We start from the raw sequence: 26,132 nt of genomic DNA, 5'->3' as shown, positions 1-26,132 counted from the left end.
TCCCATTCTGGCTCAATCGCTGCTTTTACAACTGCTTGTAAGGCGCGGTCGTACATAGTAGGTATTCCTAAATGTCTTGACTCATTACTACCCGGCTTGGGAATCCTTACCCGACGAGTCGGTTGTGATTTGCCAGTTGTTTTGAGTTGTCTTACTAGCTTAATTCGTTGCTTTGGGGTTAGTAGTTTAATACCATCCACTCCTGCTGTACGTTTGCCAGTGTTATCTTGTGTTACCCGCCGTACCGCTACCACCTTATTAGACCATGAATTAATCAAGGTCTTTTGAAGTTTACGAACTGCTTTAACGTCGCCACGCTCACTTGCTCGATAGATACGTTTTTGCAACTTGAATGTCAATCTTTCAGCTTTTCGCCAATTGATTTTATTCCATTCCACCGTCGGGTTATCCCGCGTTTTAGACTTATTCATTGCTACTGAGTTCCTATCTTTGAAGTTATCATGTGTCTGTCTGCATATCTCTGTCATTACAACAGAGCGTTGGCTTTTGACACAATCCTTCTCTCATATATTATTCGTTAGCTACTTACTGGGTAATCGACCTGTTTCCAGAAATATATGAGAGTTACTTCGTTCCGAATATACATTGTTTGAGCTTTTAGTGTAATGCTCTCCACCGGGTTTCTGGGCAGTGCTTATAGGTCGTACAGGAAAACGCCTATGCCCTATCCTTGCCTTTTGGCTTGGTCTTATTCAGCCCTTAGACCATCTACAATAACGATGGTTCAGACACATTTTTGCTTTCGCTACACATGAACTCTTGCTCGGCAGTTACCAGTTTCGGCTACCAGTAGTCTGCCTTTTATCCCCGCTTTACTTTGTTAGTTGCTACCTAGCAAAATAGGGGATATGCTTTTACCGCTGCACTTGCGGACTAGGACTAGGGACTTGTGAATCCTGCACCTAGATGTATAATCAGTTACACTAACCAGAGGGTTAGGCTAATCGTCCTTGGATATTCTTTATCCATTTGGATTAAACGAGTCGCACTCCACGCAATTGTACTGTACCCCTGTCCAATAATTACGCCTTTGTGATATTCATGGGTTCTGTCTTGTAATGTTTTGGCATGACTGTCTGCCCCATGCAGTATGATCGATTGCCACTAAAACGTGTTCCGTTGAGGATGCTTCCTTCTGTAATTGCTCCAGATACAGCAGCATCAGTTTTTTCCGGTCTGGTCTACAGTCTTGCAATGCCTCGTAGACGCTCTTGCATTGACGATGGAATAATGGATTGAGCGAAAATTCCGCCAAACAGGCTGCATTCCGGGTCGTCATCACTGCATCCATCAGCTCGAATGTCGCATAGGAGAGCTTTTACTAATAACTCGTATGCTGCTTGACGGAATTCCTTTAATCGTTCACTGTTCATTTAGGGAGTGGATAGGTTTTCTTTTTCACCCTTATTCTCTCCCGGCGCGGTGGCTTTAGTTCTTCTCAAAGCCACCGTTCTCATCTTTATTTAGTCTAAAGTACAGCAAGTAATGATGGGACATCAAAACAGGGTAGTTCAACTTGCAAATACTTATCTCCACACAGATTTTCTGGGTTACCACCTCTATACAGAATCCGAGCTTGAGCCTGCGCCCACGTTACCACTTCTGAACGTTCTGTGTCATTGAGTCTAGAGGCAATTGTTTGCAAAGCTTTTAGCGTCAGCGCTCGATCGATTACCCCAGATAGCATCGTTGCTTCAAAACAATGTTCCATATATTCGTAGGGGATCTGCTCGTAGTCCGGGGGCGGGGCGACGCGCATCAAATGCTGGTCGATCTCCTTTCTGCGATCGAGATTTACCAGGGAAGCAATAAGAGGCAATATTGGTACTAAGACGGCGGGTGGGGGAACTTTTCGATGATATCGACGGGAATTTGGCGAAAGATAGGCACCCCTAAGAGTTTTTTCCCACTCTCTCATCGCTCTGTCGGCTTCAGGACAGCATTCGTGAAACCTGACCCATTTCTCTAAATCAATTGCCACATTCCGTCCCATCTGCTGTGCTAGCAGCGACAACGCCTTCGTGACTACCTGCCGTATCAGTTCGGCTCGCTCCCCGTCTGGACTTCCTGTCCAATCTCTCAGGCGATAGCGAGTCTGATGCTCAATAAAAGCCTGGGTATAAATGGACTCCCAGATGGACGGTTGCTCTAATAGAGCATTTGGCAATCCCAGCAACGGTAGAAAAGGAGCTGTCCAAGGTAGAGTTGGTAAAGACAAAGCTTTCAAGTAATTTCTGCTTTCCCAATCTCCCCAAGATAATTTAATTTCCAAACAGTGTTCTTTTGTCATATTCCTCAATTTTTACATCGTACTCGTTCTTGAATTCATCCGGGTGCATCTCACTTTTGCGAATGTGTCAAAAAAGAGTTAAAATGAAAAAGCTAGTAAAATCGTCAAATAAAGATGAGGTAAATAAAATGACACCCTCAGACCAACAACAGCTAAAAGCCCACTTAAAAGCGGTAGCAAAAATTCTTTACAGAAATACAGAGCCAACTGAGTTAAAAACTTTTGAAAGTATAGAAAAAGCAGTCCGTCAGAAAATGTTATCAGAGGTTGGTCCAGAAATAGGTAGCTTTTTTTTTCAGCAGTATCAGGAATTCAAACAGGAAAACCCCGAAAAATAAAATCAATAATCAGCTCGCTCGACATTACAGATAATCAGGCAAAATATTTTGGCTTAAAAGCTTACAGTCAATTTAGTCCAGTCATGGAAAATTGCTGTCTTTTAATCAGTGCTAACGAATCTTATCAAATGGCAAAAAAAGATTTGGAAAAATTTACTGGGATCAAAATTTCTCACAGTACATTACAAAGATTAGTCAAAAGACAAGAATTTGAATTGCCTACATCTCAACAAGGAGTCAAAGAAATTACATTGGATGGCGGTAAAGTCAGACTACGCAACGCAACCAAGGGCGAGAGCTGTTACTGGAAAGACTATAAAGCCGTGTGTTTAGATAATATTTATGCGGGAGCGTTTTTTCAAAATAATCAAGATTTAATTGATTGGACTAATAGCCAAAAATTACTACATCCTATGTATTGCCTCGGAGATGGCCATGCCGGAATTTGGAACATATTTAAAGAAATTGGAGACAATGAACAAAGACAAGAAATCTTAGATTGGTATCATCTGAAAGAAAATCTCTACAAGGTAGGGGGTTCAATAAAACGATTAAAATTAGCAGAAAATATGTTGTGGCAAGGCAAACTTGATGAAGTTATAAATTTATTTAAAGACTTTAAAGGTCAAGCATTTAAAACGTTTTGCAATTATTTAGAGACCCATCGCTGCCGAATAGTGAATTACCAATACTACAAAGAAGAATCCATAAGTTCGATTGGTTCGGGAACAGTTGAATCAACAATAAAACGCATTGGATTAAGGGTGAAAATATCGGGAGCGCAATGGAATATTGAGAACGTTTCCTCTATGCTTGCTCTTCGCTGTGCTTATCTCAACGGTCAACTTTCAATTTGATGTATGTGCCAAAGTGAGATGCACCCTTTTGATGAACCGTATATACACCTCGTTTCACCGCCGTCTCAACATTCAGTCCAGCTACAGACCAATCAGCGAGAATGAACTCGCCGGATAGCAGAGATGTCGTTTTGCTAGTTAATGGAACTATCAGGATATCTTCAGAGGTGTGCGGTGCGCTAACTACAACGGCAGGTCTTACTTTAGAGCTGGATAAGTCGGAGAAAGGGTATCGTACTAGAATAATGTCATTTTTGGAGTAGCTGGGCATAAATATCATCCTCGGTATTATCCCAAATTGCATCTAGCGATACTCGGCTTGTCTGAAGCCAGAATTCAGACTCATCATCAGGTAGGAATGTTACCAGAATCCTTGCACCTTCAGGAATTTCTGTTTGTTCCAACAATTCAATTTTGCCTTGGCGAACGATCGCCCAAAGTGTCTTTAGCATAATAGGGTGACTCCTGAATCGTTAGGGTCGTATCTCAGTATATCCGATTCGTTGACAACTTGCGGAATAATTACTAACATTTCGCTAGCGCTGTTGTTTTCAATCCTAAAACAGAGGAAATAGTATAATGGATAGCTTAAATAATTATCGCAAACTTGTTAAGCAGCTCCTTACTGAATACGCTGAGATTCCCGTTTTTGACATTGGGATACAAAATGAAATATTTTTTGATTTGGAAAATGACCGTTATATGTTAATAAATATAGGTTGGTTTAATTAGCAGCGCATTCACCATTGCGTGATTCATATTGATATTATTGACGGTCAGGTGTGGATTCAAGCAAAGAATACCGATCGCCTGATTGCTGAGGAGTTAGTTGCAGCGGGAATTCCGGCCAAATCAATAGTTTTGGGGCTTCAACCGCCTGATGTTAGACCTCATACTGCTTATGGAGTTCCTTGTAGTGAGCAGCAGCGAGAATGTTTGAAAGTATGATGGAGTGGAAGGGATTTGAATTGGAGGGCGATTCCCTACGGGATAGCTTCGCTTCACGGACTTCAAAAACCTTTAAAGCAGGCGATGGGAGAAGGTTGTAGAAAGGTGAGGGTGATGAGGTGCGATCGCTTTTAGGAGTGAAGGGGCGATCGTCACTCAATCCCATGTTCTATACAAGTGTGTAAACAAGTTTATGTGACTGGGATTTTGACTACAGAGCAATACCGCAACTTGAAAGCCTATTCAAGAAATGTGGTAAGATATAACCATTCACACTTTTAGTTTTCCATGACTCACCATACTCTCCATTCTCCCAATAAGCTGTGGGAAGATGTCCATAGGGAGCATGGATTGAAAAAGTAAGATCGTTATATTTTTTTACATCGCCACTGCCGTCTTTACCAGGAATGTACCATCCTATGAGTTTATGAAAATTATTTTGTAATTCTATTCTTTTATTCATCTCTTCCAAGCGATTTCCTTTTCTTTCACTGGGTAGACGAAGCAGAATAAATAGTGCATCCCCTTGTATTCCTAAAATAATTCGCCTTTGTACACTAAACCCAAAGCGACCATTGCTATATTTAAGCCAAAGTCGATCGATCGTAGAAATGTCTTTACAAGGGGTGGTTTCGTGAGTTGCTGTAGTTATAGCGTGTTCACCATACCTCGAATTTCCTACGCTGAATATTATCTTCCCTGTTTCTTCATCAGCTTCTCTCCATTTTCCCTCCGCTAGTAGATCGCGAAGGCGTGTGTAGTTAGAGTAAGTATTCGCGCTGCTGTCAAGTGATACTTCAAGATTTGAATAATCAACTTGACTGGCTTTAGTCCTACTTGATGCCTTGCTAGATTGATTGCTGCTTGATGCCTGTGACATTACGAAGTAGGCAACTACAGCCAACACAATTAAAATCAAAATCCACATTGATAGTTATCCTTTGGTAAGTGTAGCGGGATTGCAACTCAATCCCGTTTTTTATACTTTTTTGATAAGTTAATATTGTTTTGCGATCGCGACTGGGATTGCCAAACGATATTGCAACACGACAACCTAGTTAATACAGATATCAACCTGGAATCATTTAAAAAGACTTTGGCTGTCTACATCCGACAAGTCAAATGTAAACAATCACACGCCCTCTTATATCTCCTTTGTACACAGTGGAACCGTTTACAAAGATGTCTCCCTCCCCTGGATCGGCATCAAAATGTGCTTCTCCAGCCTCATCAGTCCATACATTCTGTGTAACGCCCCTTGCCCAACTATCAAACCCTAGAGCTACTTTTTCGTCTTTTGCAGGTTGACCGTTATTTGTGTAAATTACTTTGACTGTTACCATTATTGACTCCTGCGATATTACAGGTTGATGGAGTATTTCATTAATTTGTCTGCCCAACCTTGAATCATAATAGGGACTCAAACTCATCTTTGTCAGTGAGAAAAAGTGAGAAAAAGTGAGAAAAAGTAATGACTTTCCCCAAATCGCCCTAAAATCTCCTCTCAGCTAGATGCCCCTAGAGTTAAACTCTTGTAAATAACCCCTCTCACAACCCAACTTCCTTGGCCTACGACAACACCTGCAAATATCTAGCAGAAAAATTCCCCGCCGCCTTCGTCCGCTGGCTGCTACCAATTGACGAACCCACCGACGTTCAGGTACTCAAAACCGAACTAATTCAAGAACCCATCCGAGCCGATTCTCTCGTTTTCCTGCAAACGGATAACCAAATCCTGCATCTGGAATTTGAAACCCGGCCCTACTCCGACCCGCCGATCGCCTTCAGAATGCTAGACTACTACGTCAGGCTCAAACGGCAATACTCCTGTTCCATCAATCAAGTAGTAATCTTTTTGCAGCAAACAGCCTCAGAACAAGTTTTTGTATCGGAGTACACAGACGCGAACACCCGACACGGATATCGAGTTATTCGCCTCTGGGAACAAGACCCCGCTTTACTGCTGTCCGTCCCCGGCTTGCTCCCACTCGCGACACTATCCCAAACCAACTCGCCGCGAACTTTGTTAGAGCAAATAGCTACTCAGATTGCTACAATAGAAGAACCTACTCAACAAGCGGATTTACTCGCTTGCACCCAAGTGCTCGCAGGTTTGAGATTTGAAAAAAACTTAATCAGACAACTATTTAGGAAAGAAACTATGCGCGGTTCTGTGATTTACCAAGAAATTCGCGAAGATGGCCTCCTTGAAGGAAGACAACTAGGCCTCCTTGAAGGAAGGAAAGATGAGGCGCTGTCGTTCCTCACTCGCCAGTTGACTCGACGCATCGGTGCGATCGCATCTGAAACCCGCGAACAAATTCAGACTTTATCCGTAGAAGAATTAGAGGATTTAGGAGAGGCGCTTTTGGACTTTTCAGAAGCCTCAGATTTAACCAATTGGTTGAATGAACATCAGCCTTAATTCCTAAGATATAGCCTCTTATATTAATTTAATGGGTCGTTGCACATATCTCGATCCCCCTAAATCCCCCTTAAGAAGGGGGACTTTGATCAAAATCTTGTCCCCCCCCTTGTAGGGGCGGTGCCCCCGTGCCCGCCCGCCCTCTTTAGGGGGATCGGATTCTATACAGCATCATAAAAAAATGGTATTATTGTCAAAACTTCACCAAATATATACTTTAAGGAAACTTAAGCCATGACCGTTGATGAAGCAATCGCGATCGCAGAAACTCTCCTCGATGGCGAAGGCTTAAACGACGTGCAAGAGCTCATCTTCAGACAATGCTGGGAAGGCAGACATTCCTATGAAGAAATTTCTCAACTCTCTCAATATAATGATGAATACATAAAAGCGCTGGCGGCTAAACTCTGGAAACAACTCTCAGAGGCTTTTGATGAAAAGGTAAAAAAAAATAATTTACGCTCTGTTTTTAAGCGATACTTGCGACGACATCAAGTGACATTACATCGAACTCAAGTTATCGGAGTTAACCTCAGCGGTGCTAATTTAACCGGAGCCAGAATATTATTCGCAAACTTAAGTGAATCTGATTCATCAGCAGATTTACACGGTGCAATTATATCTGATAATAAGACGGCATCAGATGAAATTATCAAGGCTGAAGACGTGCATAACCAGGGAATTTTGTCTAGCACAAAAGAACGGATTTATCACTGGAATGATTTGCGCTTTCGCTGCGAAGAAGAAGTAAAAATAGCCGAAGCGCTCGATCGCACAAACACCCTATTCTTCCCCAACTCCAAAGCCCGCCTCACAACACCCGGAGGCCGACAAAACCAAGAACCAGATTTCCTCATATTCCACCAAGGCAAATGGGGTATTCTGGAAATATGGCATCCCGACACAGAAAAAGATGAAACGCGCGATCGCCTGTTTGCATCTCACGGTATCAGCATCATCCACTACTGCGACGCTAACAGATGTACAGAAGAACCCGATCGCATTGTCCAAGAGTTTTTAGACATATTGAGTCAGGGATAGGGCGATCGCATTTAGTTAAGGCGTATTTCTGTATCGATCGGCGATCGAACACGTCTTATAGGAGCCTTAAACTTCTTCATCAAGATTAGACAAAATATCTTCCAAATCCCTAGCACCATGCAAAACGCGGAGAACCTCCACCTGATCGTCTTGAAGCCGGTAAAAAATTAGATAATCTTGAAAATCCTTAATTCGCCACTGACGAATCTCCCCCATCCCAGAAGAGACCAATCGCACGACTTTTCCCATTCCCGGTATCGTCGCTAATTGGGCAAAAGTGGCTTCGGCTAACTCCAGAAATCGCTCCGCAGCACGAGCATTTCCATTGAGCAGAATATAGTTTGCCTGTTGTCTGAGATCCTGCGTGGCACGATTTTTGACAATTAATCGATCGCTCATACTGGTTGTGAATCGCCACCCAAAACCGATGCCCGCAAATTCTGCCAGTACGCAGCCGTAACGGGTTCTCCATCCGAGTCTAAACCCTCTTGCAGTAAACCTTCTAGTTTGGCTTGTGCCCGTTTCCGCTGGCGATCTTGCTGCACCAAATCTAGAAAATACTCTACCGCACTGGCATAAGCCCCTGCCTGAATTTGAGCCTCAATATAGGTTTGCAGCTCTTCTGGTATGGCAAGAATAACGTTCATCGTCAACACAGATTTAGGATATCTATCATTGTATCGATCGGCGATCGGGCAGCACCATAAAAATTAAAATTAGCAGCTTGAACATCGGTATAAAGTTACACACCCGATCGCGTTGTCCAACAGTTTTTAGACATCTTGATTCAGGGATAGGGCGAGTGTTTTTTTCATAATGGCGATCGCATAGGGCCCAGAAACCGGGTTTTTTACAAAAATACCTCGTTGTCACCAACAGATTAGGTGAAAAACCCGGTTTCTTTGTCGGAGTGCGTCAGTCCATAAGGGCGATCGAACTTTGTAACAAAGTAGATTTGCTCTTGACAAATTACTCGATTTGTGATATGCAGGAGTGGTGGAAATTTTTAAGGGCGATGGGGATCTACTTCTGCAAAACCGGCGATCGCGATCGATCCTAACTCATTCCCCAGCAGCCTCAGCCGACGCAGCGAATCTATCCGCTACAGCTTTGCCAATTAGCGCCACCTGACTCAGAGGCAAAAACTGAATTTTTTTGACAATATCGTTAATTTCTGGGGCTTGCGAGACTGGATTGCCATCCAAAAAGCTGAGAAACTCTTCCAGAGTATAGCCGGCTCTCGCTGCGAGCTTACCCAAGTTTTCAGTATCAGGAACAGTATCGCCCCTTTCCCAAAGCTGAACAGCGGTAGCAGAAACGCCCAAAAGCTTACCAAATGCTCGCTGACTCATTGCTCCGCGCGCCGTTTTGATAATTTCACTAAGTTTTTGTCTATTTTGGATGCTCACGACTTAAAAGCTATGCGATCGTATCTACCAGTCTACTTACGAAGTGATGCATCAACTATATTTCCCAGACGACTCAGCCGCCGCCGCGAGCCTATCCATCACGGCTCTACCAATGACTGCTAACTCACTAATGGGTATACATTGAATTTTCTTAAGCAGATCGTTAGTATCTACGGGTTCCTGTACCGGCTTGCCTTCGAGGTGAGCCATGAGCTCTTCCATCGTAAACCCTGCTCTTGTCGCAATCTGAGTCAAATTTTTCGTATCTGGAAGTACCTGCCCCTTTTCCCAATACAAGACAGAAGCCACAGAAACTCCCAACAGCTTGCCAAAAGCAGTCAGACTCATCGAGCCCCGCGCTAATTTAACAACCTCACTCAGTTTTTTCTTAGCTTCTGCGTCCACGGTATCAGCCACCAGATAACCACAATTCCCAGTTTACAGAACATCAACCATACTTCCCAGAAGCTACAGCAGCAGCAGCCAGTCGCTCCATACCAGCTCGAACAATCACTGCTAAGTCACTCAGTGGCATACATTGAATTTTTTTAAGGAGCTCGTTGGTATTGACAGGTTCCGGCATTGGTTTGCCTTCGAGATGAGCCATGAGCTCTTCCATCGTAAAGCCCGCTCTTGCCGCAATCTGAGTCAAATTTTTCGTATCCGGGAGTACCTGGCCCTTTTCCCAATACTGAACAGCAGACCCAGAGACTCCCAATAGCCTACCAAAAGCGCTAAAACTCAGGTCGCCACGGGCTAGCTTCACAACTTCGCTCAGTTTCTTCCTAGCTTCTGTGTCCACAGTATTAGTCACCAGATCAACACAACTCCTAGTTTACTTATCTACCAAAAAATCTGTCTTTCTTGCTTGACAGCAAAAAGTTTACCAGTTAGAGTGTAAATACTTTTGAAATCATAATTGTATTTGTAGCCAATCAGGGGCAGTAAAAATGACTCGCAAGACACGCAATACACGTCAAAGCCTTACAGCCTCCGGTTGGCTAAAACCCCAGCGCTGGCAAATCTCCAAAATGGAAGCAGCCGAAGCCCTGAGAATTCCTGTCAACCGCATAGTCAAAGTTTACCCCAAACAACATCAAGTAATAGTCGTTTACCTCAACAAGAAAGGACAAAAATGCAGTTCTTTTTTCAGCTACAGACTATTTGCCAGATGGCAGCAGGAGGCGATCGCAGCAATTGCCAGTTGTCGAAACCAGCAAATCCTAGCACCCCTAGAAATCATAGTACAGTACGACCTCGAACATTTCAAGTATCCAGTCGTGATCGCCGACGCAATTTGGGAAGCCCTACTCAACCACATCCGCCACCTCAACAGAGAACAAAGGCTCAGCCTAGCTTGCGCCTAGTCCCCCATTAACCCCCACCTACGTTGATCATGGTTAATGCTTGGGAAAATCGATTCCTGAGATGGATATTCCTTGCATCTTCTGTACATATCGTCCTTGAGTCGCTACACACTCTGCCATTTTTTGAGCCTGTATAGGTTGACTCCTGGGATCTGGGGAGGTGCCTCTATACTCCCATACACCACCACGACCACTATTTATTACTTTTCCATTTTTTTCTAAGATTAACTCTTCTCCGGTAGCATCAATATAGAATTTCCCCTTTTGAAAAGACACGCTGCTAATTGTGATATCTTCCACTCCCTTGTAAGGATTTGCAGGGCCCTTGACAATTTTAATACAGATTCTATTGTTTTTATGTGCAATTTCTCTCCGGGAATTATTGAACATGGTTCCTTGAGAGTAGTAAGTTCCTGTGGGTAGAATTTTAGAATCTTCTTGATTACTTTTAGCCGATGACAAGGATGAAATTGATAGAAGAATAGAACTAGCAATTAGTGTTTCGAGTACCCTAAATTTCACTTCGTTTAAAACTCCATTAAAATTGTTTTTTCCGCAGGGCTCAGAAACCGGGTTTTTTACGAAAATATTGCGTTGTAGCCCGCAGATCAGGTAAAAACCCGGTTTCTTTGTCGGAGTACAAAAGTCCATAAGGGCGATCAAACTCCGTAACTAAAGTAGATTTTGCCTTGACCAAATACTCGGTTTGTGAGATGAACCTGTGGTGGAATTTCTTAAGGGCGATCGGACTCTACGAAAGCAAAACGGGGATCGCGATCGAGTTTTGTCTTTGTTGAGAATTGACCATTGGAATAGCCACTAGATCTCAATTAGCCTACTGTGTCAATGATAAGTCAAAGAAGTCAACATTAACGCAGTAAGCTTTGGGGCAAAAAGTCTCTATACTAACACTTTTTACTTTTTTAATATTTAAAGATATGGATTCTATTTTGCCTTTTCCTACTATTTTCGAGCTTGCTTTTTCTCCATCCCTGTAAATAATAATAGTGCTAGGATTGTCTGGTTGATTAATTATAGAATTTATATCATTATCCGAAACTCCAAAATCTAACTTCAAATTTTCAGCTTTTGTTCTAGATTCAGTAGATGAAAGTTTACATGTTATCCCAACTCTGCCTGAACTACCCCGTAAGTTGGGTGACATATGTAACATGGATACATATAGGTTCTTACCAACAGGAACATCATCTCGCTTCTGGTGCCAACCAGCCTCTCCAGTATTTAAACAAGTCATTGATAGTAGGTCGGTAATATTTAAATCTTTTTTTACAACTGAAGTTAAATTTATGGAAGGGGTTTTAGGGTTTTGTGACGCAGGTATGATTGTAGGTGTAGGTTGAGGCTGTGCAGATGAAGTTGGAGATACAGGATTAGGATTCATATTAAAATGATGATCGTAGAAACTAGCATCAAAAAAGTGAACATCTCCACATCCTGTATTTGTTCTACATCTAAATTCTATTGCTATAGAATCTCGTTCAGATATATTAAAATTTACTGATTTTTGCTCACCTGATTTTATGAATTGACTTGGTGCAGGATCACCATTAATGTAGACAGTGATCGTAGAAGTTCCACGTCCATCCATATAGTTGTTCTCATCTCCATCTTCTCTACCAAATTTAAGCTGAAGGCTTTTATGCCCTTCAGGGACTTTACAAGTTAGTAAAGAAATTGATTGCGCCCAGCCATATATATAGCCCATCTTGAAGGATGAGGTAAAAATTTGTTTCCCAATCGATATATCCTTACCTTGAGCGAATGAACTAATAAATCCTCCTGTTCCACTCTTCATAATACAATTTTTAGGCTCCAGTTTCACAACAGAGACTGAAGGTGCTGGTTCTGGCGAAGAAACTGATGGAGAATCCGAAGGAGTTGGTGATGGGGGAGATGAAATTGTAGGAAGTGGATCTGGTGAAGAAGTTACTGGGGGAGAAGTTACTGGGGGAGAAGAAAAGGGTGGGTTAGAAATTGTAACAGGAGTTTCAACATCTTTCGGGTGGTAATGGTCATAAACTGTAGATCCAAGACCAACTATAATTGCCACACTACTCAAAGCTATAAATAGAGGGTGATCTCCCCAGGCTTTCCAAGACATACAATAGTGAACCCCACAATGATAACTTGAATAACAAAATCAATGACCTTAGAAATCTGACTTAAGCTACGTCGCTGCTATCAACTTCATATCCAATCATGTCTTTTTCGGAGAAGCATACATTTTGAGTTAAAGTATACTTTTTCTTGACAAACTACTGACTTTGTTATGACCATGAGTGGTAGAAATTTTCAAGGGCGATCGCACCTTCGCTCCGTTCAACTGTCCTTACCCAGACGACTCTACAGCAGAAGCGAGCCTATCCATCACAGCTCTACCAATCACTGCCAACTCACTAATTGGCATACATTGAATTTTCTTAAGCAGCTCGTTGGTATTAACAGGTTCCGGCATTGGCTTGCCTTCGAGATGAGCCATTAACTCTTCCATCGTAAAGCCTGCTCTTGCCGCAATCTGCGTCAAATTTTTCGTATCCGGGAGAACCTGTCCTTTTTCCCAATACTGAACAGCAGCCCCAGAGACTCCCAATAGCCTACCAAAAGCGCTAAAACTCATGGAGCCACGCGCTAGCTTCACAACTTCGCTCAATTTTTTCCTAGCTTCTGCGTCCACAGTATTAGTCACCAGATAAACACAACTCCTAGTTTACAGATAAATCTATCTAATACTCATTCCCCAGCAGCTTCAGCCGATGCAGCGAATCTATCCGCTACAGCTTTGCCAATTAGCGCCACCTGACTCAGAGGCAAAAACTGAATTTTTTTGACAATATCGTTAATTTCTGGGGCTTGCGAGACTGGATTGCCATCCAAAAAGCTGAGAAACTCTTCCAGCGAATAACCAGCCCTCGCAGCAATTTTAGCCAAGTTTTCCGTTTCTGGAACAGTATCGCCCCTTTCCCACAATTGCACAGCAGTCGCAGAAACCCCCAAAAGCTTGCCAAACGCTCGTTGGCTCATAGAGCCGCGGGCCGTTTTGATAATTTCACTAAGTTTTTGTCTATTTTGGATGTTCACGACTTAAAAGCTACTCGACCGTACCTACAAGTAAACTGGTCAGTTTATAAATCATTATCATTTAACGCTTGAATCGTTTACTTGTCAGGGTTGACACACAAGTAAGTTTACTCTAAAATTAAAAGTATAAATTTAGTACCACTGTATCGGAGTACCCCTCACGATTTAGGAGTCCGAAAAAATGACTAATAGACGCACACGCAGGACACGCAAGACAAGCCACACACGCCAGAGCCTTACAGCCTCCGGTTGGCTAAAACCCCAGTGCTGGCAAATCTCCAAAAAAGAAGCAGCCGAAGCCCTGAGAATGCCCGTCAACCGCATAGTGAAAGTCTACCCCAAACAACATCAAGTAATAGTCGTTTACCTGAACAAGAAAGGACAAAAATGCAGTTCCTTTTTCAGCTACAGACTATTTGCCAGATGGGAACAAGAGGCGATCGCAGCAATTGCCAGTTGTCGAAACCAGCAAATCCTAGCACCCCTAGAAGTCATTGTACAATACGACCTCGAACATTTCAAATATCCAGTAGCGATCGCCGATGCAATTTGGGAAGCCCTACTCAACCAAATCTCCCGCGTAACAAGGGAACTGAGGCTGAGCAAACAATGCGCCTAGCCCCCCATCACTCCATTAATTAGTAGAAGCAGCCAACTCAGCCAAACGTTCCTGCTGATCCTGAGAAATGCAAGTTTGAATAATCCCCTCAATATCCCCTTCCAAAACACTATTGAGCGAGAAATTTTCCCCCAAACGGTGGTCGGTAGCCCGATTGTCCTTATAGTTGTAAGTGCGAATCTTCTCCGATCGCGAACCAGTACCAACCTGAGCCAAACGCCGCGACTTCACCTCATCCTGCTGCTCCCGCAACTTCATCTCATAGAGCTTAGCCCGCAAAATCTGCATCGCCCGCTCCTTATTCTGCAACTGACTGCGCTCCTCAGTACAGAAAATCCGAATTCCCGTCGGCTTGTGAAACAAATCCGCCGCAGTTTCCACCTTGTTCACGTTTTGACCGCCAGCGCCGCCCGATCGAGCCGTGCTCATCTCAATATCCTTCGGATCGATGTGAATCTCCACATCATCAACCTCCGGCATCACAGCCACCGTCGCCGTCGAAGTATGCACCCGGCCGCCAGCCTCAGTCACAGGCACTCGCTGCACCCGGTGTACTCCAGCCTCAAACTTCAGCTTGCTGTAAACGCTGTCGCCTGTAACTTCCAGAATCACCTCTTTAAAGCCGCCCATTTCCGCCAGCGACTCGCTCACCAACTTCACCTGCCAGCCTTGAGTTTGAGCGTAGCGCGAATACAGCCGCAGCAAATCTCCCGCCCAAATACTAGCCTCATCTCCGCCAGTACCCGCCCGAATTTCCAGCATAATATTCTTGTCATCGTTCGGGTCGCGGGGGAGCAGCAAAACCTTCAAACGACTTTCCAAATTCTCCAGCTTCGCCTCAAGTTCCTGAACTTCCAGCCCAGCCATTTCTTGCATATCTCGATCGCCCGCGGCTTCCTTGAGAACCTGTCGCGCGCCCACCAAATCTTCCTGAGTGGTTTTCCACAGAGCAAAAGTATCGACCACTTCTTCCAAGGACGATCGAGCTTTCGCTACCCGTTGAAACTCTTGATTGTCCCTAGCCACATCCGGGTCAGCCATGCGGCGAGTCAACTCATTAAAAGTTTGCTCTACCGACTTCAATTTATCCAGCAAATAAGATTCAGCCATTGTCAGTTGTCCTTTGTCAATCGATTTTAGATTTTAGATTTTAGATTTTAGATTTTAGATTTGAAGAACAGTCGGGATAGAATCTCGATAGAACTCAACTGCCTGCATAGCGAAGTCTTCAATCTAAACTCTCCTATCCGAGGGCGGATCGATTTTAGATTTTAGATTTTAGATTTTAGATTTTAGAAATCAAGAGCAGTTAGGATAGAATGTCGATCGAACTCTACGCGATCGAACTAAACTGCCTGCCTAGCGAAGTCTTCAATCTAAAATCTAAAATCCGAGGGCGGTAAGTTGCCAGTAGAAAGAACTACTCTCAACAAACTGCGGACAAATGACAATCCGGCTACTTCTTCTTTTTGCCTTTACCAGCCGCCTTAGCAGCATCTGCTTTCGGATCTTCCATTTTCAGCGGTCCAGAGGAAGCATCTGCCTTCGGCATTTCTACCTCGGTCATGCCGTATTTCCGCATAAAGCGCTCCACACGACCTTCAGTATCAATAATCTTCTGAGTGCCAGTATAGAAAGGATGATTTCCCGACCAGACATCAACTTGAAGCTTTGGTCTAGTTGATCCCACAGTCATCACAAGTTCGCCGTTGCAATAAACCTGAGATTCGGGATACCACTCAGGGTGAATGCCTTCTTTTGCCATTGTTTTTTACTCTCTAATTTTTGACTTTACAACCATTTTAGCTGCCGCAGGACTTGTACACCAACAACAGCAAGAATTTTGCCTTATATCTGTTGGAACCAGGAATCAGGAATCGGAAATAAACTTCAAAAAAAGGCAGATAAAATCTGGATAGATAATTTTTGCCTTTTCTTTCTTCCTTCTTCCTTCTTCCTTCTTCCGTCAATCCGAACTTCCGTTACATCCGTTACATCCGTTAAAAAATCCGTTGCCGAACTTCCATTACATCCGTTACATCCGTTACACAATCCGCTGCCGAACCTCGATTACCGCTTCGAGTATTGAGGAGCTTTGCGAGCTTTCCGCAAACCGTACTTTTTCCGTTCTTTGGCCCGCGGGTCGCGAGTCAAATAGCCCTCAGTCTTCAGAGGCTTGCGGTTGTCCGGGTCTAATTGACAAAGTGCTCTAGCGACACCCAAGCGAATCGAGTCAGCCTGACCTGTCAAGCCACCGCCTTCGACTTTTACCAAAATGTCGTACTCATTTTCCAGACCCAAAGTTTCCAGAGGAGCCTTAGCCAGAGCCAAATAAGTAGGATTGAATTGCAGGTACAAATCCCCCTCTTTACCATTGACAGTCAGTATGCCAGTGCCGGGAACCAAGCGCACCCGCGCTACGGAACACTTGCGGCGGCCGGTACCCCAGTACACAGCGCGACCCGATGTATCTGTTGCTTGCATTACTCATTTCCTCCCGGAATCGTGTGAACAATTAATTCTTCTGGTTTTTGAGCTTGGTGCGGGTGGTTGGGGCCAGCGTACACCTTGAGTTTAGTAAACAGTTGTCTGCCCAGAGAAGTGTGAGGCAGCATTCCTCGTATAGCTTCTTCGACAATTCTTTCGGGTAAACGTGCTTGCAATTTGGCAAAAGTTTCTGTTTTCATCCCGCCCGGTCTTCCAGAATGGCGGCGGTAGATTTTCTGGGTGCGTTTTTTGCCAGTAACAGCGATTTTGTCGGCATTGATGACAATTACGAAGTCGCCGGTATCCATAGAAGGAGTGTAAGTCGGTTTGTGTTTCCCCCGGAGGTACATGGCAACTTCAGTTGCCAGACGGCCCAGTCGCTGGTCGGCGGCATCGACCACGTACCACTTGTGCTCTAGGGAGTCTTGAGTAGGGACGTAAGTTTTGTTCATTGTTTGTTGTTAGTTGTCTATTAACTGTTAACTGTTGTTAGTTGTCAGTTGTCAGTTGTCAGTTGTCAGTTTTTAATTGTTAGTTGTCCTTAGTTTTTTATTAGTAGTTACCTAATGACTAATGACTAATGACTAATGACTAATGACTAATGACTAATTTTGGCTGAGTGTCGTACCAGACCTCTGGGGGAAAGGGAAATTCTGAATAGCCAACCCGCAGCAGGCACAAACCTTGAGCGGGAGCGGCATATTTTACCATTTCTCGGCGTTCGTTGACCCAGATATCGGTGAAATTGTCGATCGGCCTTTCCCCGCGACCCACCTGCACCAGCAACCCCACCAGCAGCCGCATCATCCCGTACAGAAACCCGCTCGCCTGAACCTCTATATAGATAAGAGGCCCAGAACGCTGACACTCGGCCGCTTGCACGTCCACCCAGGAATGGGGGCGGGCAGAACCCGCGCGGTGGAAAGCAGCCAGGTGATGCCGCCCGATGAGCGGTGTCAAAGCTGTTTGAATCAAAGATTCATCCACAGGGGCGTGATAGCAGTGCCAAGCAAAAGGACGCACAAACAAATTAGGGGTCGGGTCTGTATAAAGGGTGTAGCGATAGCGCCGCCAACTGGCTGAGAACCGAGCGTGCCAGGTAGGTTCCACCTTTGCCGAAGCTCGAATTAAAATATCTTTTGCCAGTCGAGAGTTGAGAACGCTTGCCCAGCGGTGAGCCGGAATTGGGCCGTGGGCATCAAAATGCGCTACTTGAGCAGCGGCGTGAACTCCCGCATCGGTTCTCCCAGCAGCGTGCAGCGTTACCGGGCGTTCCAGAACAGTCGATATTGCTGTTTCAATTTCTTCTTGTACTGTACGCTGGTTCGGCTGTCGCTGCCAACCGTGAAAGTTAGTGCCGAGGTATTGGATTACTAGAGCAACGCGCTGTATCGATTGGGGATTTTCGATTGGGGATTTTGGATTGTCAGTCATAAATCACAAATCTCCAACCCAAAATTGAATTAAACCAGTTCAACGATCGCCATTTCGGAATTGTCTCCTTGACGGGGGACAGTTCGCACTACGCGGGTGTAGCCGCCGTTGCGCGAGCCGTACCGTTCTTGGGCAGCCTCAAACAGGGCGTGTACTAACTGTTTATCGTAGATATAGCCCATAGCTTGGCGGCGAGAGGCTAAGGAGCCATCTTTGGCCAGGGTAATCATCCTGTCCGCCTCTGAGCGCAGCGCTTTGGCGCGGGCGAGAGTGGTAGTGATTTTACCGTGGCGGATTAATTCGGTGGTCAGCGAGCGCAGTAGGGCGCGGCGCTGGTCAGCCGGTTTGCTGAGTTGGGGAACGCGACAGCGGTGACGCATGGCAGTTGGTAATTGGTAATTGGTAATTGGGTGCCGGGATAGTCCGCGATCTAGGGGGGTGATTTCTTTAACTTAAAAACTCACCTACTTAAAATTCAGAACTTTTTTACCCGTTACCCGTTGATTAACTTTTAGCTGATTTTTCCTGTGGCAAGGTAATGCCCAAGCGTTTTTGTAAAGCTTCAATCACTTCTTCAGCAGACTTCTGCCCGAAGTTCTTGATCTCGAGCAAGTCTTCTTGGGTATAATCCAATAAGTCTGCGACTGAGTTGATCTGAGCCCGCTTGAGACAGTTGTAAGCCCGGACGGACAACTGCAATTCTTCGATCGGAATTTGGCTAGTAGGATCGGCTTCACCTGGATACTCTGGTTTGAGAGAATCTTGGGTGATGTCTTTGAGAGGTGAAAATAAATCTACCAGGATGTTGGCAGATTGACTCAAAGCTTCTTGAGGAGTAACGCTGCCATCAGTCCAGATTTCCATAATCAGCCGGTCTTTCTCGACAGTACCGCCTACCCTAGCATCTTCAACGCTGTAGTTGACTCTGCGAATCGGCATAAAGATGGCGTCAATTTGGAGAAAATCCAAAGCCGACCCATCATCGCGACTGCGGTCTACTGCTCGGTATCCGATGCCTTTTTCAATTCTGAATTCCATTTCCAGAACTGAGCCTGGGGAGAGAGTTGCAATGTACTGGGAACGATCGATCAATTCCACCTCAGAGGGCAAATCGAATCGATCTGCCGTAACTGTGACAGGCCCCTCAATCCGCAACCTGCCGATTTGGGGCTGCTGAGAATGAGTTTTGAGGACGACCTCTTTCATGTTCAGGAGAATTTCTAGAACATCCTCACGTACCCCTTCGATCGTGGCAAACTCGTGATTGACGCCCGCGATTCGGACTGAAGTTACTGCTGTTCCTTCCAAGTTTGACAGCAGAACTCGCCGAAGCGCATTCCCAACAGTTGTTCCTTGACCGCGATCGAGCGGTTCCAGGACAAATTTTCCGTACTGACTGCGGTCTTTGTCAGTGTTAGACTCTATACATTCAATTTGAAACTGCGCCACGGAGTGACCTCCCTTTTCCACTTTGGATTTTTGATTTTGGATTTTAGATTGCAGAGCATACCCCTGAACGGATTTCGGATTTTGGATGGACGGGGCAACAGTTAGAACCATTAGTTTTTGACTTTAAGCAGTTAGCCATTATCCAAAATCTAAAATCTAAAATCTCAAATCGTTTTAGACTCTACGCCGCTTGGGAGGGCGACAGCCGTTGTGAGGAATTGGGGTAACATCTCTAATCAGGGTGATTTCCAGTCCCGCCCCTTGCAGCGCCCGGATTGCAGTTTCTCTACCTGCTCCAGGCCCGCTCACCATTACTTCTATTTGGCGCATTCCTTGGTCGTTGGCTCTGCGGGCAGCACTTTCTGCTGCTGTTTGAGCGGCAAAGGGAGTTCCCTTTTTAGCTCCTTTAAAACCGCTGGAACCTGCAGATGCCCAGGATATCACTTCGCCGTTGAGGTCGGTAATAGTTACAATCGTGTTGTTAAAGGTAGACTGGATGTAGCCTACCCCATTGGGTACATTCCGTTTCTGCTTTTTTGCACCAGATTTCTTGCCTGTTTGTGGTCGCGCCATATTAGTCTCTTTAACGTTTCTCTCAACTAATGTCCCGAAGCGCTAGGAGCCAGCAGCCCCCAGCGTATTTTTCCCAAAAAGATGTTACTTCTTGGAAGGTGCCTTTTTCTTGCCCGCAACTGTTCGGCGGACGCCACGACGGGTTCTGGCGTTGGTACGGGTTCGTTGTCCCCGCACCGGCAGACCCAAACGGTGACGCCGACCGCGATAAGTTCCGATGTCCATCAGGCGCTTGATGTTCATTGACTCCCAGCGCCGGAGGTCTCCTTCGATTTGGTATGTTGTTTCTACATGAGCCCGCAGAGCTGTCACGTCGGCCTCTGTTAAATCCTTGACGCGAGTGTCAGGATTTACGCCTGTTGCAGCGATAATTTTTTGGGCTCGCGACAAGCCTATTCCGTAAATGTATGTCAGACCTATTTCGACGCGCTTATCGCGTGGAAGGTCTACCCCGGCAATCCGTGCCACACTTTTTCTCTCCCTAGTTTTCCTGTTTGGCTACAATGTTCAATTAGGATGCACCTGCGTGCAGTGCCCAATCTTCTTTTTTTCTAACCTTGGCGTTGTTTGTGTTTCGGGTTAGTGCATATCACCATCACTCGACCGCGACGGCGGATGACGCGACATTTCTCACAAATTTTTTTGACAGATGCTCGAACTTTCATCTTTCTTCCTGCCTGGAGAACCCCGCTCTAGCGGAGAACAGGCACGCTGGGACTGCCCGTAGAGCGGTGGGAGGAGAGGCTGGGCAAGGTGTAGACCTCTCCTCGATTAAATTGTATAAAGTGCGGGTTGTTTCATGAAGGAGCCCGCTTGCACCCACTCCCATTGCTGGGTAAAGTTCGCCTGCGCCAGAGTGGTGGCGAGCGATGTTTTTACGGTGTAACAATGACTTAACCCGATACACCGGTAGGTTGTTGACGCCCTTCTCGGCAACACTACAAACGTAGCATTATAGCATAAATTTGAAGCTTTTTACCAAATTCTCTCTAAATTAAACTTAGAATTAGTTTTTAGAAAGTTTTATCTAAGCCTATTTTTTCCGAAGGCGATATGTAATCCTGCCTTTGGTCAAGTCATAGGGAGTCAATTCGACTTTGACGCGATCGCCAGGCAGAATTTTGATGTAGTTGCGGCGGATCTTGCCGGAAATGTGAGCCAGCACGTTAAACCCATTATCTAGGTCAACGCGAAACATCGCATTGGGCAGGGATTCCGTCACTGTCCCTTCCATTTCAATTAAATCTTGCTTAGACAATTTGGTATTTACCTCAACTCTACATTTGATTAACTAGGAGTGTCCCGGCGTGAGCCTCAAAACCTATTTACTGGTAGGAGTCCAACGGGAACGGGGGGCAATAATTAGGGCGCCTCGATCGACTTTAATACTCAACCAACCGCTTGTTTTAGCTTTACTTGAGTAAAGTTGTGGCAATTAGTATCGAGTTCAATCCGGTCTCTAGCAACCCTCACAAAACCTGATAGCACAAAAAGCTCCTAGTTAACATATCTTAGCAAAAGCTTGTGAGTAACAAGCTGTATTGAGAGGGTTCAAGAGTCGATCGAGAGAGATTGTTGCAGTTCTGCGGTGACTAATTCCATTGCTCGATCGCCATCAACCGCAACTAACTGTTGACGGCCGCTGTAAAAATCAATCAAAGGCTCAGTTTGCTCGCGATAAACTTGCAACCGACGGCGGATCGTCTCCTCATTGTCATCCTGCCGGCCCCGCGACAGCAGGCGAGACACCAAAATGTCGTCAGGAACGTCGAGATTAACAGCTTTGAGACCACATTTTGGGTTCGATGTACTCCCCTCGGCACCGCTAAGCTCGTGCAGCAGTTTGTCTAAAAAAGTTGCCTGGGTAACAGTGCGGGGAAAGCCGTCGAGAATCCAGCCCGCATTAGCGTCCGGTTCATTCAAGCGTTCCTGCACGATATCCATCAGCAATTGGTCGGGAACCAACTCACCCCTGTCCATGTAGGCTTGCGCCTTTAGACCCAAGGCAGTTTTCGCCACCACGCAGGCGCGCAGGATTTCGCCGGTAGAAATGTGGGGTATTTTCCAGAGAGCGCCTAATATCTGAGCCTGAGTTCCCTTTCCCGCCCCTGGAGGCCCCATGAAAATAAATTGCATTACGATTACTTCACCATTCCTTCATATCTCTGGGAGATGACGTAAGTTTGAATTTGCTTAGCAGTTTCGATCGCGACACCTACTAGAATCAGTAGGGAAGTTGCGCCAAAACCTCTAAAAGTTTGCACTCCGATCGCGCTTTCTACAGCAGTTGGTACAATGGCCACCAGACCGAGAAAAATCGCTCCCAAGAAAGTCAAACGGTTCAAAACCTTCTCCACATAATCACTCGTTTTCTGACCCGGACGAATTCCCGGAATGCTAGCGCCCATTTTTTTCAAGTTCTGAGACATATCTACGGGGTTGACAATCAACGAAGCGTAGAAATAGCTGAAGAATAGAATCAAAGTCAGATAAAACAGCGCGTAAGCCCAAGGGGCTGGGCCGTTCGGACTCAAAACATTAGCAACTTGAACCAAAAACGGGTTATTGAGAGACTGAGCGAGGAAAGAAGGCACAATCAACACCGAAGATGCAAAAATAATCGGCATCACTCCGCCTTGATTCAAGCGCAGGGGCAGATAACTCCGGCTCTCCCGATAAACTTTGCGGCCGACTTGGCGCCGGGCAGAGATAATCGGAATGCGGCGAGTACCTTCCTGAACAAAAACAATCCCGACAATCGTCACCAAAAAGACCAGCAGTAGAACGACTACGCGGCCGACAACTTGCGTGTCCCCACTTTGAGCCAATTCAAAAGTTTGTCCCAAAGAGCGTGGCAATACCGACACAATATTGATAAAAATCAACAACGAAGCTCCGTTCCCGATACCTCGTTCCGTCACCACTTCCGATATCCACATCACAAACATTGAGCCGGCTGTCAGAGCCAAAGCAGTTTCTGCTATGAATAAAGGCGCTGGAGATTGAGCAAAAGGGCTGACCCAAATCGCAATGCCAATACTTTGCAGAATTGCCCAGCCCAATGAAACGTAGCGAGTAATTTGAGAAATCTTGCGCCGCCCCGCTTCCCCTTCATTTTTTTGCAAGTCTTCTAAGCTTGGCAGAGCCGCAGTTAGAAGTTGCACAATAATTGAAGCATTAATGTAGGGCAAAATCCCCAACGCGAAAATCCCCAAAGCAGACAAGCCGCCTCCTGAGAACAAATCCAGAAAGCCAATTAAAGGGCTATTTTGGACGTTTTGGGCAAAGGCGACTCGATCGATGCCGGGGACTGGCAAGTGGACACCCAGGCGTACTAAAATCAGTAAGCCAACGGTTACGAGGATGCGGCCTCGCAAACCAGCAGCTTGAGCCATCTGCATGAACGTCTCTTGTGCAGTTGGCGCTTTCTCTCTACTAACGTCCATAGTTACGATTTTGGATTTTAGATTTGGGATTTTCGACTAAATCATTTTCTGATAGCAAGCTTGAGGATTTGAGATTTGGACAGACTCTCAAACCTCAAATCTTCACGCAACTAATTCGCAACTTCCGCCTGCAGCTTCAATTTTGGTGCGAGCACCTGCGGTAAAAGCCGAGGCGCGCACTTGCAAAGGTACATTCAGTTCGCCATCTCCTAAGATTTTCAGCGGCCCGTCGTCTGTGGTGACAATTTTTGCTTGGATCAGAGAGGTGAGAGTAACTTCGGTGTTTGCTGGCAGCGATGCTAATTTACTTACATTAATGGTAGTGTACTCTTTCCGGTTCACTAGAGGGAAGCTTTTCAACTTGGGGAGACGGCGGTAGAGAGGATTTTGACCTCCTTCAAAACCGGGTCTAGTGCCGCTACCGGCTCTAGATTTTTGACCGCGCATCCCTTTGCCGGAGCTCGCGCCTTGACCGGCAGAAATACCTCTGCCCAAGCGTCGGGGGCGCTTTTGGGAGCCTGCTTTGGGTCGGGCGTCTTGCAATCTCATAGTTTTAGTAATTGGTAATTGGTAATTGGTATTTAGAGAGGGGGTACGCAGTAGTTTTGAGTGCGTGAGTTTTGAGTTGCGGATTTTTTTATTTTCACCGCAAGCACTTAACACTCAAAACTTACAGTTTCCCATTCTCGCGTGCCCTAACCGTAGAGATTTTCTACTGGAATTCCGCGCTCTTGAGCAACTTCGGACAAGGTGCGGAGGGTGGAGAGGGCATTGACTGCGGCTCGGGCGTTGTTTAAGGGATTTCCAGAACCTAGCTGTTTGGCTAAGATGTTGCGGACTCCTGCTAGTTCGAGAACAGTTCGCACTGCTCCCCCTGCAATTACCCCGGTTCCTGGAGCGGCCGGCCGCATCATCACTTTAGCTCCGCCACCGTCACCGTTGATGGGGTGAGGGATGGAGTTAGATTTGGTGAGGGGGACTTCAATTAGGTGCTTTTTGCCGTCAGCGACGCCTTTTTTAACGGCACCGATTACGTCGCTAGCTTTGCCGACTCCTACTCCTACTTGACCGCGTTCGTTGCCGATAATGACTATGGCGCGGAAGCTGAGTTTTTTACCACCTTTGACTACTTTGGTAACGCGCCGAATCTGAACAACCCGTTCTTGCCATTCGGATTCTTTTTCGCGCCCTTTGTTGTTGCTGCTGCTTTTTTTCTTGTTGCGCTGTTCTTTTTGTTCTGCCATAGTTTTGTTCTTTGGGAATTGGGGATTAGTAACTGGTAGTTGGAAATGAGAAATTAACAATTAGGAATTAAGAATTTTGTTGTATATTCTTTTTTCCTTCTTCCTTCTTCCTTCTTCCTTCTTCCTTCTTCCTAAAAGTCTAACCCCGCTTCGCGAGCTGCTTCTGCGAGGGCTTTGACACGACCGTGATAGAGGTTGCCCCCGCGATCGAATACGACTTTGACTATGCCAGCGCTGGAACAGCGTTTGGCAATCAACTGACCGACTTGCACGCTCGCGGAACAGTTGCCGCCAGAACTGAGAGTTGACTTCAATTCGGGATCGAGGGTTGACGCGGAGGCCAAAGTGTGCTGGGCGGTGTCGTCGATGACTTGAGCGTAGATGTGCTGATCTGAGCGAAATACCGCTAGTCTGGGACGTTCGGCGGTGCCGAACACCTTGCGCCGAACACGGCGGTGTCTGCGCTGGACTGATTCTTTGCGAGTAAGCTTCATTGTTACTTCTTACCTGTTTTGCCTGTTTTACCAGCTTTGCGCCGGACAACTTCGCCGCTGTAGCGAATGCCTTTGCCCTTGTAGACTTCGGGCGGACGCACCGCGCGGATGCGGGCTGCTGTATTGCCTACGAGTTCTTTGTCAATGCCGGAGACAATGACGTTGGTGTTGCCTTCAACTGCCATTGTGATGCCTTCTGGAGGGGGCATTTCAACGGGTTTGCTGTAACCGACGTTTAAAATCAGGTTCCGTCCTTGAACCTGTGCCCGATAACCTGTGCCGATAATTTCGAGACGCCGCTGAAAACCTTCTGATACACCTTCGACCATGTTGGCGACGAGGGTGCGGCACAAGCCGTGCAGTTGTCTGGCGACGCGAGATTCGTCTCGGCGGGTAACGAGTAAAGTCTCGCCTTCAATTCCCATGAGGATTTCGGCTGGGATAACTCGGGAAAGTTCACCTTTAGGGCCTTTGACGGCTACTTTTTGACCGTCTAGGGTGACGGTGACTTTCGTGGGGATGCTAATCGGACGCTTGCCAATTCGCGACATAGTTTTTTGGTCCTTTGTTTTTAGTTATTAGTCCTTGATT

At 45.7% G+C, this 26,132-nt stretch carries 37 protein-coding genes and 1 pseudogene; 6 read left to right on the top strand and 32 right to left on the bottom strand.

The window, feature by feature from the left end; translation table 11 throughout:
* Both QUB39_RS14820 and QUB39_RS14815 read right to left on the bottom strand, forming a co-directional pair.
* On the bottom strand, positions 1-431 hold a 431-nt coding region (locus QUB39_RS14820), incomplete at its 3' end, for a reverse transcriptase N-terminal domain-containing protein (protein ID WP_333485083.1).
* 1,058 nt (positions 432-1,489) lie between these two features.
* Positions 1,490-2,311 (bottom strand): hypothetical protein, encoded by an 822-nt coding sequence (locus QUB39_RS14815; protein ID WP_333058651.1) that lies wholly within the window; start codon positions 2,309-2,311, stop codon positions 1,490-1,492.
* A 128-nt stretch (positions 2,312-2,439) separates the two neighbouring features.
* Between QUB39_RS14815 and QUB39_RS14810 the strand changes: the two genes are divergently transcribed.
* A protein-coding gene (locus QUB39_RS14810) for an ISKra4 family transposase (RefSeq protein WP_333058655.1) occupies positions 2,440-3,506 on the top strand; the annotation gives its coding sequence in 2 pieces (ribosomal slippage) (positions 2,440-2,608 and positions 2,608-3,506; 1,068 coding nt in all).
* Here QUB39_RS14810 and QUB39_RS14805 read toward each other — a convergent pair.
* Together QUB39_RS14805 and QUB39_RS14800 are read right to left on the bottom strand one after the other, a co-directional pair.
* On the bottom strand, positions 3,484-3,777 hold the full coding sequence (locus QUB39_RS14805) for a MazF family transcriptional regulator (protein WP_333058653.1): 294 nt from the start codon (positions 3,775-3,777) through the stop codon (positions 3,484-3,486). The two genes, QUB39_RS14810 and QUB39_RS14805, sit on opposite strands and share 23 nt — an antisense overlap.
* Positions 3,755-3,958 (bottom strand): hypothetical protein, encoded by a 204-nt coding sequence (locus tag QUB39_RS14800; protein ID WP_333058654.1) that lies wholly within the window; start codon positions 3,956-3,958, stop codon positions 3,755-3,757. Before QUB39_RS14800 ends, QUB39_RS14805 begins: the two co-directional genes overlap by 23 nt.
* 127 nt (positions 3,959-4,085) lie before the next feature.
* Between QUB39_RS14800 and QUB39_RS14795 the strand changes: the two are divergent.
* Positions 4,086-4,454 (top strand): annotated as a pseudogene (locus tag QUB39_RS14795) (XisI protein).
* A gap of 211 nt (positions 4,455-4,665) precedes the next feature.
* Here QUB39_RS14795 and QUB39_RS14790 read toward each other — a convergent pair.
* Both QUB39_RS14790 and QUB39_RS14785 read right to left on the bottom strand, forming a co-directional pair.
* Positions 4,666-5,382: a GUN4 domain-containing protein gene (locus QUB39_RS14790; protein WP_333209304.1), complete on the bottom strand. Its 717-nt coding sequence runs from the start codon at positions 5,380-5,382 to the stop codon at positions 4,666-4,668.
* Positions 5,383-5,572: 190 nt separating this feature from the next.
* Positions 5,573-5,797: a hypothetical protein gene (locus QUB39_RS14785; RefSeq protein WP_333209306.1), complete on the bottom strand. Its 225-nt coding sequence runs from the start codon at positions 5,795-5,797 to the stop codon at positions 5,573-5,575.
* A gap of 221 nt (positions 5,798-6,018) precedes the next feature.
* On the opposite strand from QUB39_RS14785, the gene QUB39_RS14780 reads away from it, so the two are divergent.
* Together QUB39_RS14780 and QUB39_RS14775 are read left to right on the top strand one after the other, a co-directional pair.
* Positions 6,019-6,879 (top strand): Rpn family recombination-promoting nuclease/putative transposase, encoded by an 861-nt coding sequence (locus QUB39_RS14780; protein WP_333209308.1) that lies wholly within the window; start codon positions 6,019-6,021, stop codon positions 6,877-6,879.
* Positions 6,880-7,113: 234 nt separating this feature from the next.
* A complete protein-coding gene (locus tag QUB39_RS14775; RefSeq protein WP_333209310.1) occupies positions 7,114-7,920 on the top strand; it encodes a pentapeptide repeat-containing protein in 807 nt (268 codons plus the stop codon).
* A 66-nt stretch (positions 7,921-7,986) separates the two neighbouring features.
* Here the strand turns inward: QUB39_RS14775 and QUB39_RS14770 are convergent, their stop codons facing one another.
* The 5 genes from QUB39_RS14770 to QUB39_RS14750 all read right to left on the bottom strand — a co-directional run bounded on the left by QUB39_RS14770 (position 7,987) and on the right by QUB39_RS14750 (position 10,143).
* Positions 7,987-8,319, bottom strand: coding sequence for a type II toxin-antitoxin system RelE/ParE family toxin (locus tag QUB39_RS14770; protein ID WP_333057805.1), 333 nt, complete (start codon positions 8,317-8,319; stop codon positions 7,987-7,989).
* Positions 8,316-8,567 carry a hypothetical protein gene (locus tag QUB39_RS14765; RefSeq protein WP_333057804.1) on the bottom strand — a complete coding sequence of 84 codons (252 nt, stop codon included), beginning with the start codon at positions 8,565-8,567 and terminating at the stop codon, positions 8,316-8,318. The genes QUB39_RS14770 and QUB39_RS14765 overlap by 4 nt, the downstream gene beginning before the upstream one ends.
* Before the next feature lie 414 nt (positions 8,568-8,981).
* A complete protein-coding gene (locus QUB39_RS14760; protein WP_333057803.1) occupies positions 8,982-9,272 on the bottom strand; it encodes a helix-turn-helix transcriptional regulator in 291 nt (96 codons plus the stop codon).
* A 108-nt stretch (positions 9,273-9,380) separates the two neighbouring features.
* Positions 9,381-9,746 carry a helix-turn-helix domain-containing protein gene (locus QUB39_RS14755; RefSeq protein ID WP_333057802.1) on the bottom strand — a complete coding sequence of 122 codons (366 nt, stop codon included), beginning with the start codon at positions 9,744-9,746 and terminating at the stop codon, positions 9,381-9,383.
* A 31-nt stretch (positions 9,747-9,777) separates the two neighbouring features.
* A complete protein-coding gene (locus QUB39_RS14750; protein WP_333057801.1) occupies positions 9,778-10,143 on the bottom strand; it encodes a helix-turn-helix transcriptional regulator in 366 nt (121 codons plus the stop codon).
* 136 nt (positions 10,144-10,279) lie between these two features.
* On the opposite strand from QUB39_RS14750, the gene QUB39_RS14745 reads away from it, so the two are divergent.
* Entirely contained in the window at positions 10,280-10,696 is a 417-nt protein-coding gene (locus QUB39_RS14745; RefSeq protein WP_333209313.1) for a hypothetical protein, read from the top strand.
* A 33-nt stretch (positions 10,697-10,729) separates the two neighbouring features.
* Here QUB39_RS14745 and QUB39_RS14740 read toward each other — a convergent pair whose 3' ends face one another.
* The 4 genes from QUB39_RS14740 to QUB39_RS14725 all read right to left on the bottom strand — a co-directional run bounded on the left by QUB39_RS14740 (position 10,730) and on the right by QUB39_RS14725 (position 13,738).
* Complete coding sequence (locus tag QUB39_RS14740; protein WP_333209315.1) at positions 10,730-11,347, bottom strand: hypothetical protein; 618 nt, start codon at positions 11,345-11,347, stop codon at positions 10,730-10,732.
* A 184-nt stretch (positions 11,348-11,531) separates the two neighbouring features.
* Positions 11,532-12,818 carry a hypothetical protein gene (locus tag QUB39_RS14735; protein WP_333209317.1) on the bottom strand — a complete coding sequence of 429 codons (1,287 nt, stop codon included), beginning with the start codon at positions 12,816-12,818 and terminating at the stop codon, positions 11,532-11,534.
* Positions 12,819-13,046: 228 nt separating this feature from the next.
* Positions 13,047-13,403, bottom strand: a complete 357-nt coding sequence (locus QUB39_RS14730) for a helix-turn-helix transcriptional regulator (RefSeq protein WP_333209319.1) — start codon at positions 13,401-13,403, stop codon at positions 13,047-13,049.
* Between the two features lie 44 nt (positions 13,404-13,447).
* The gene (locus QUB39_RS14725; RefSeq protein ID WP_199297830.1) at positions 13,448-13,738 is read right to left on the bottom strand and encodes a helix-turn-helix domain-containing protein; all 291 of its coding nucleotides are present in this window, start codon (positions 13,736-13,738) and stop codon (positions 13,448-13,450) included.
* 238 nt (positions 13,739-13,976) lie between these two features.
* Between QUB39_RS14725 and QUB39_RS14720 the strand changes: the two genes are divergently transcribed.
* Complete coding sequence (locus QUB39_RS14720; RefSeq protein ID WP_333209320.1) at positions 13,977-14,414, top strand: hypothetical protein; 438 nt, start codon at positions 13,977-13,979, stop codon at positions 14,412-14,414.
* A 15-nt stretch (positions 14,415-14,429) separates the two neighbouring features.
* On the opposite strand, the gene prfA is transcribed toward QUB39_RS14720, so the two are convergent.
* The 17 genes from prfA to rplF form a co-directional block, all read right to left on the bottom strand.
* Positions 14,430-15,524, bottom strand: coding sequence for a peptide chain release factor 1 (gene prfA / locus QUB39_RS14715; RefSeq protein WP_333057797.1), 1,095 nt, complete (start codon positions 15,522-15,524; stop codon positions 14,430-14,432).
* Between the two features lie 346 nt (positions 15,525-15,870).
* Positions 15,871-16,179: a 50S ribosomal protein L31 gene (rpmE, locus tag QUB39_RS14710; protein ID WP_333057796.1), complete on the bottom strand. Its 309-nt coding sequence runs from the start codon at positions 16,177-16,179 to the stop codon at positions 15,871-15,873.
* Positions 16,180-16,484: 305 nt separating this feature from the next.
* Positions 16,485-16,898 (bottom strand): 30S ribosomal protein S9, encoded by a 414-nt coding sequence (rpsI, locus tag QUB39_RS14705; RefSeq protein WP_194067224.1) that lies wholly within the window; start codon positions 16,896-16,898, stop codon positions 16,485-16,487.
* A complete protein-coding gene (gene rplM / locus QUB39_RS14700; protein ID WP_015178725.1) occupies positions 16,898-17,353 on the bottom strand; it encodes a 50S ribosomal protein L13 in 456 nt (151 codons plus the stop codon). The genes rpsI and rplM overlap by 1 nt, the downstream gene beginning before the upstream one ends.
* A 139-nt stretch (positions 17,354-17,492) precedes the next feature.
* On the bottom strand, positions 17,493-18,335 hold the full coding sequence (gene truA / locus QUB39_RS14695) for a tRNA pseudouridine(38-40) synthase TruA (protein WP_333057795.1): 843 nt from the start codon (positions 18,333-18,335) through the stop codon (positions 17,493-17,495).
* 29 nt (positions 18,336-18,364) lie between these two features.
* A complete protein-coding gene (rplQ, locus tag QUB39_RS14690) occupies positions 18,365-18,715 on the bottom strand; it encodes a 50S ribosomal protein L17 (RefSeq protein ID WP_006634978.1) in 351 nt (116 codons plus the stop codon).
* A 124-nt stretch (positions 18,716-18,839) separates the two neighbouring features.
* Positions 18,840-19,784, bottom strand: coding sequence for a DNA-directed RNA polymerase subunit alpha (locus QUB39_RS14685; RefSeq protein WP_333057810.1), 945 nt, complete (start codon positions 19,782-19,784; stop codon positions 18,840-18,842).
* Positions 19,785-19,958: 174 nt separating this feature from the next.
* The gene (gene rpsK, locus QUB39_RS14680; protein WP_332978136.1) at positions 19,959-20,357 is read right to left on the bottom strand and encodes a 30S ribosomal protein S11; all 399 of its coding nucleotides are present in this window, start codon (positions 20,355-20,357) and stop codon (positions 19,959-19,961) included.
* A gap of 84 nt (positions 20,358-20,441) precedes the next feature.
* Complete coding sequence (gene rpsM, locus QUB39_RS14675) at positions 20,442-20,825, bottom strand: 30S ribosomal protein S13 (protein WP_006634981.1); 384 nt, start codon at positions 20,823-20,825, stop codon at positions 20,442-20,444.
* A gap of 83 nt (positions 20,826-20,908) precedes the next feature.
* Entirely contained in the window at positions 20,909-21,022 is a 114-nt protein-coding gene (gene rpmJ / locus QUB39_RS14670; protein ID WP_015178722.1) for a 50S ribosomal protein L36, read from the bottom strand.
* Between the two features lie 368 nt (positions 21,023-21,390).
* The gene (gene infA / locus QUB39_RS14665; RefSeq protein WP_006276978.1) at positions 21,391-21,615 is read right to left on the bottom strand and encodes a translation initiation factor IF-1; all 225 of its coding nucleotides are present in this window, start codon (positions 21,613-21,615) and stop codon (positions 21,391-21,393) included.
* Between the two features lie 293 nt (positions 21,616-21,908).
* Positions 21,909-22,493 carry an adenylate kinase gene (locus tag QUB39_RS14660; RefSeq protein WP_333209323.1) on the bottom strand — a complete coding sequence of 195 codons (585 nt, stop codon included), beginning with the start codon at positions 22,491-22,493 and terminating at the stop codon, positions 21,909-21,911.
* Between the two features lie 5 nt (positions 22,494-22,498).
* On the bottom strand, positions 22,499-23,803 hold the full coding sequence (gene secY / locus QUB39_RS14655; RefSeq protein WP_333057793.1) for a preprotein translocase subunit SecY: 1,305 nt from the start codon (positions 23,801-23,803) through the stop codon (positions 22,499-22,501).
* A 102-nt stretch (positions 23,804-23,905) separates the two neighbouring features.
* Positions 23,906-24,352, bottom strand: a complete 447-nt coding sequence (rplO, locus tag QUB39_RS14650) for a 50S ribosomal protein L15 (RefSeq protein ID WP_006634984.1) — start codon at positions 24,350-24,352, stop codon at positions 23,906-23,908.
* Between the two features lie 146 nt (positions 24,353-24,498).
* Positions 24,499-25,047, bottom strand: coding sequence for a 30S ribosomal protein S5 (gene rpsE / locus QUB39_RS14645; RefSeq protein ID WP_190745441.1), 549 nt, complete (start codon positions 25,045-25,047; stop codon positions 24,499-24,501).
* Between the two features lie 131 nt (positions 25,048-25,178).
* A complete protein-coding gene (gene rplR, locus QUB39_RS14640; protein ID WP_333057792.1) occupies positions 25,179-25,541 on the bottom strand; it encodes a 50S ribosomal protein L18 in 363 nt (120 codons plus the stop codon).
* A 2-nt stretch (positions 25,542-25,543) separates the two neighbouring features.
* Entirely contained in the window at positions 25,544-26,092 is a 549-nt protein-coding gene (gene rplF / locus QUB39_RS14635) for a 50S ribosomal protein L6 (protein WP_333057791.1), read from the bottom strand.
* Positions 26,093-26,132 lie beyond the last annotated feature (40 nt).

This window comes from Microcoleus sp. AT8-B5 (assembly GCF_036705565.1).
GTDB lineage: Bacteria > Cyanobacteriota > Cyanobacteriia > Cyanobacteriales > Microcoleaceae > Microcoleus.
The sequence above is the reverse complement of the archived record's forward strand: the minus strand, read 5'-3'. Positions and strand labels throughout refer to the sequence as shown.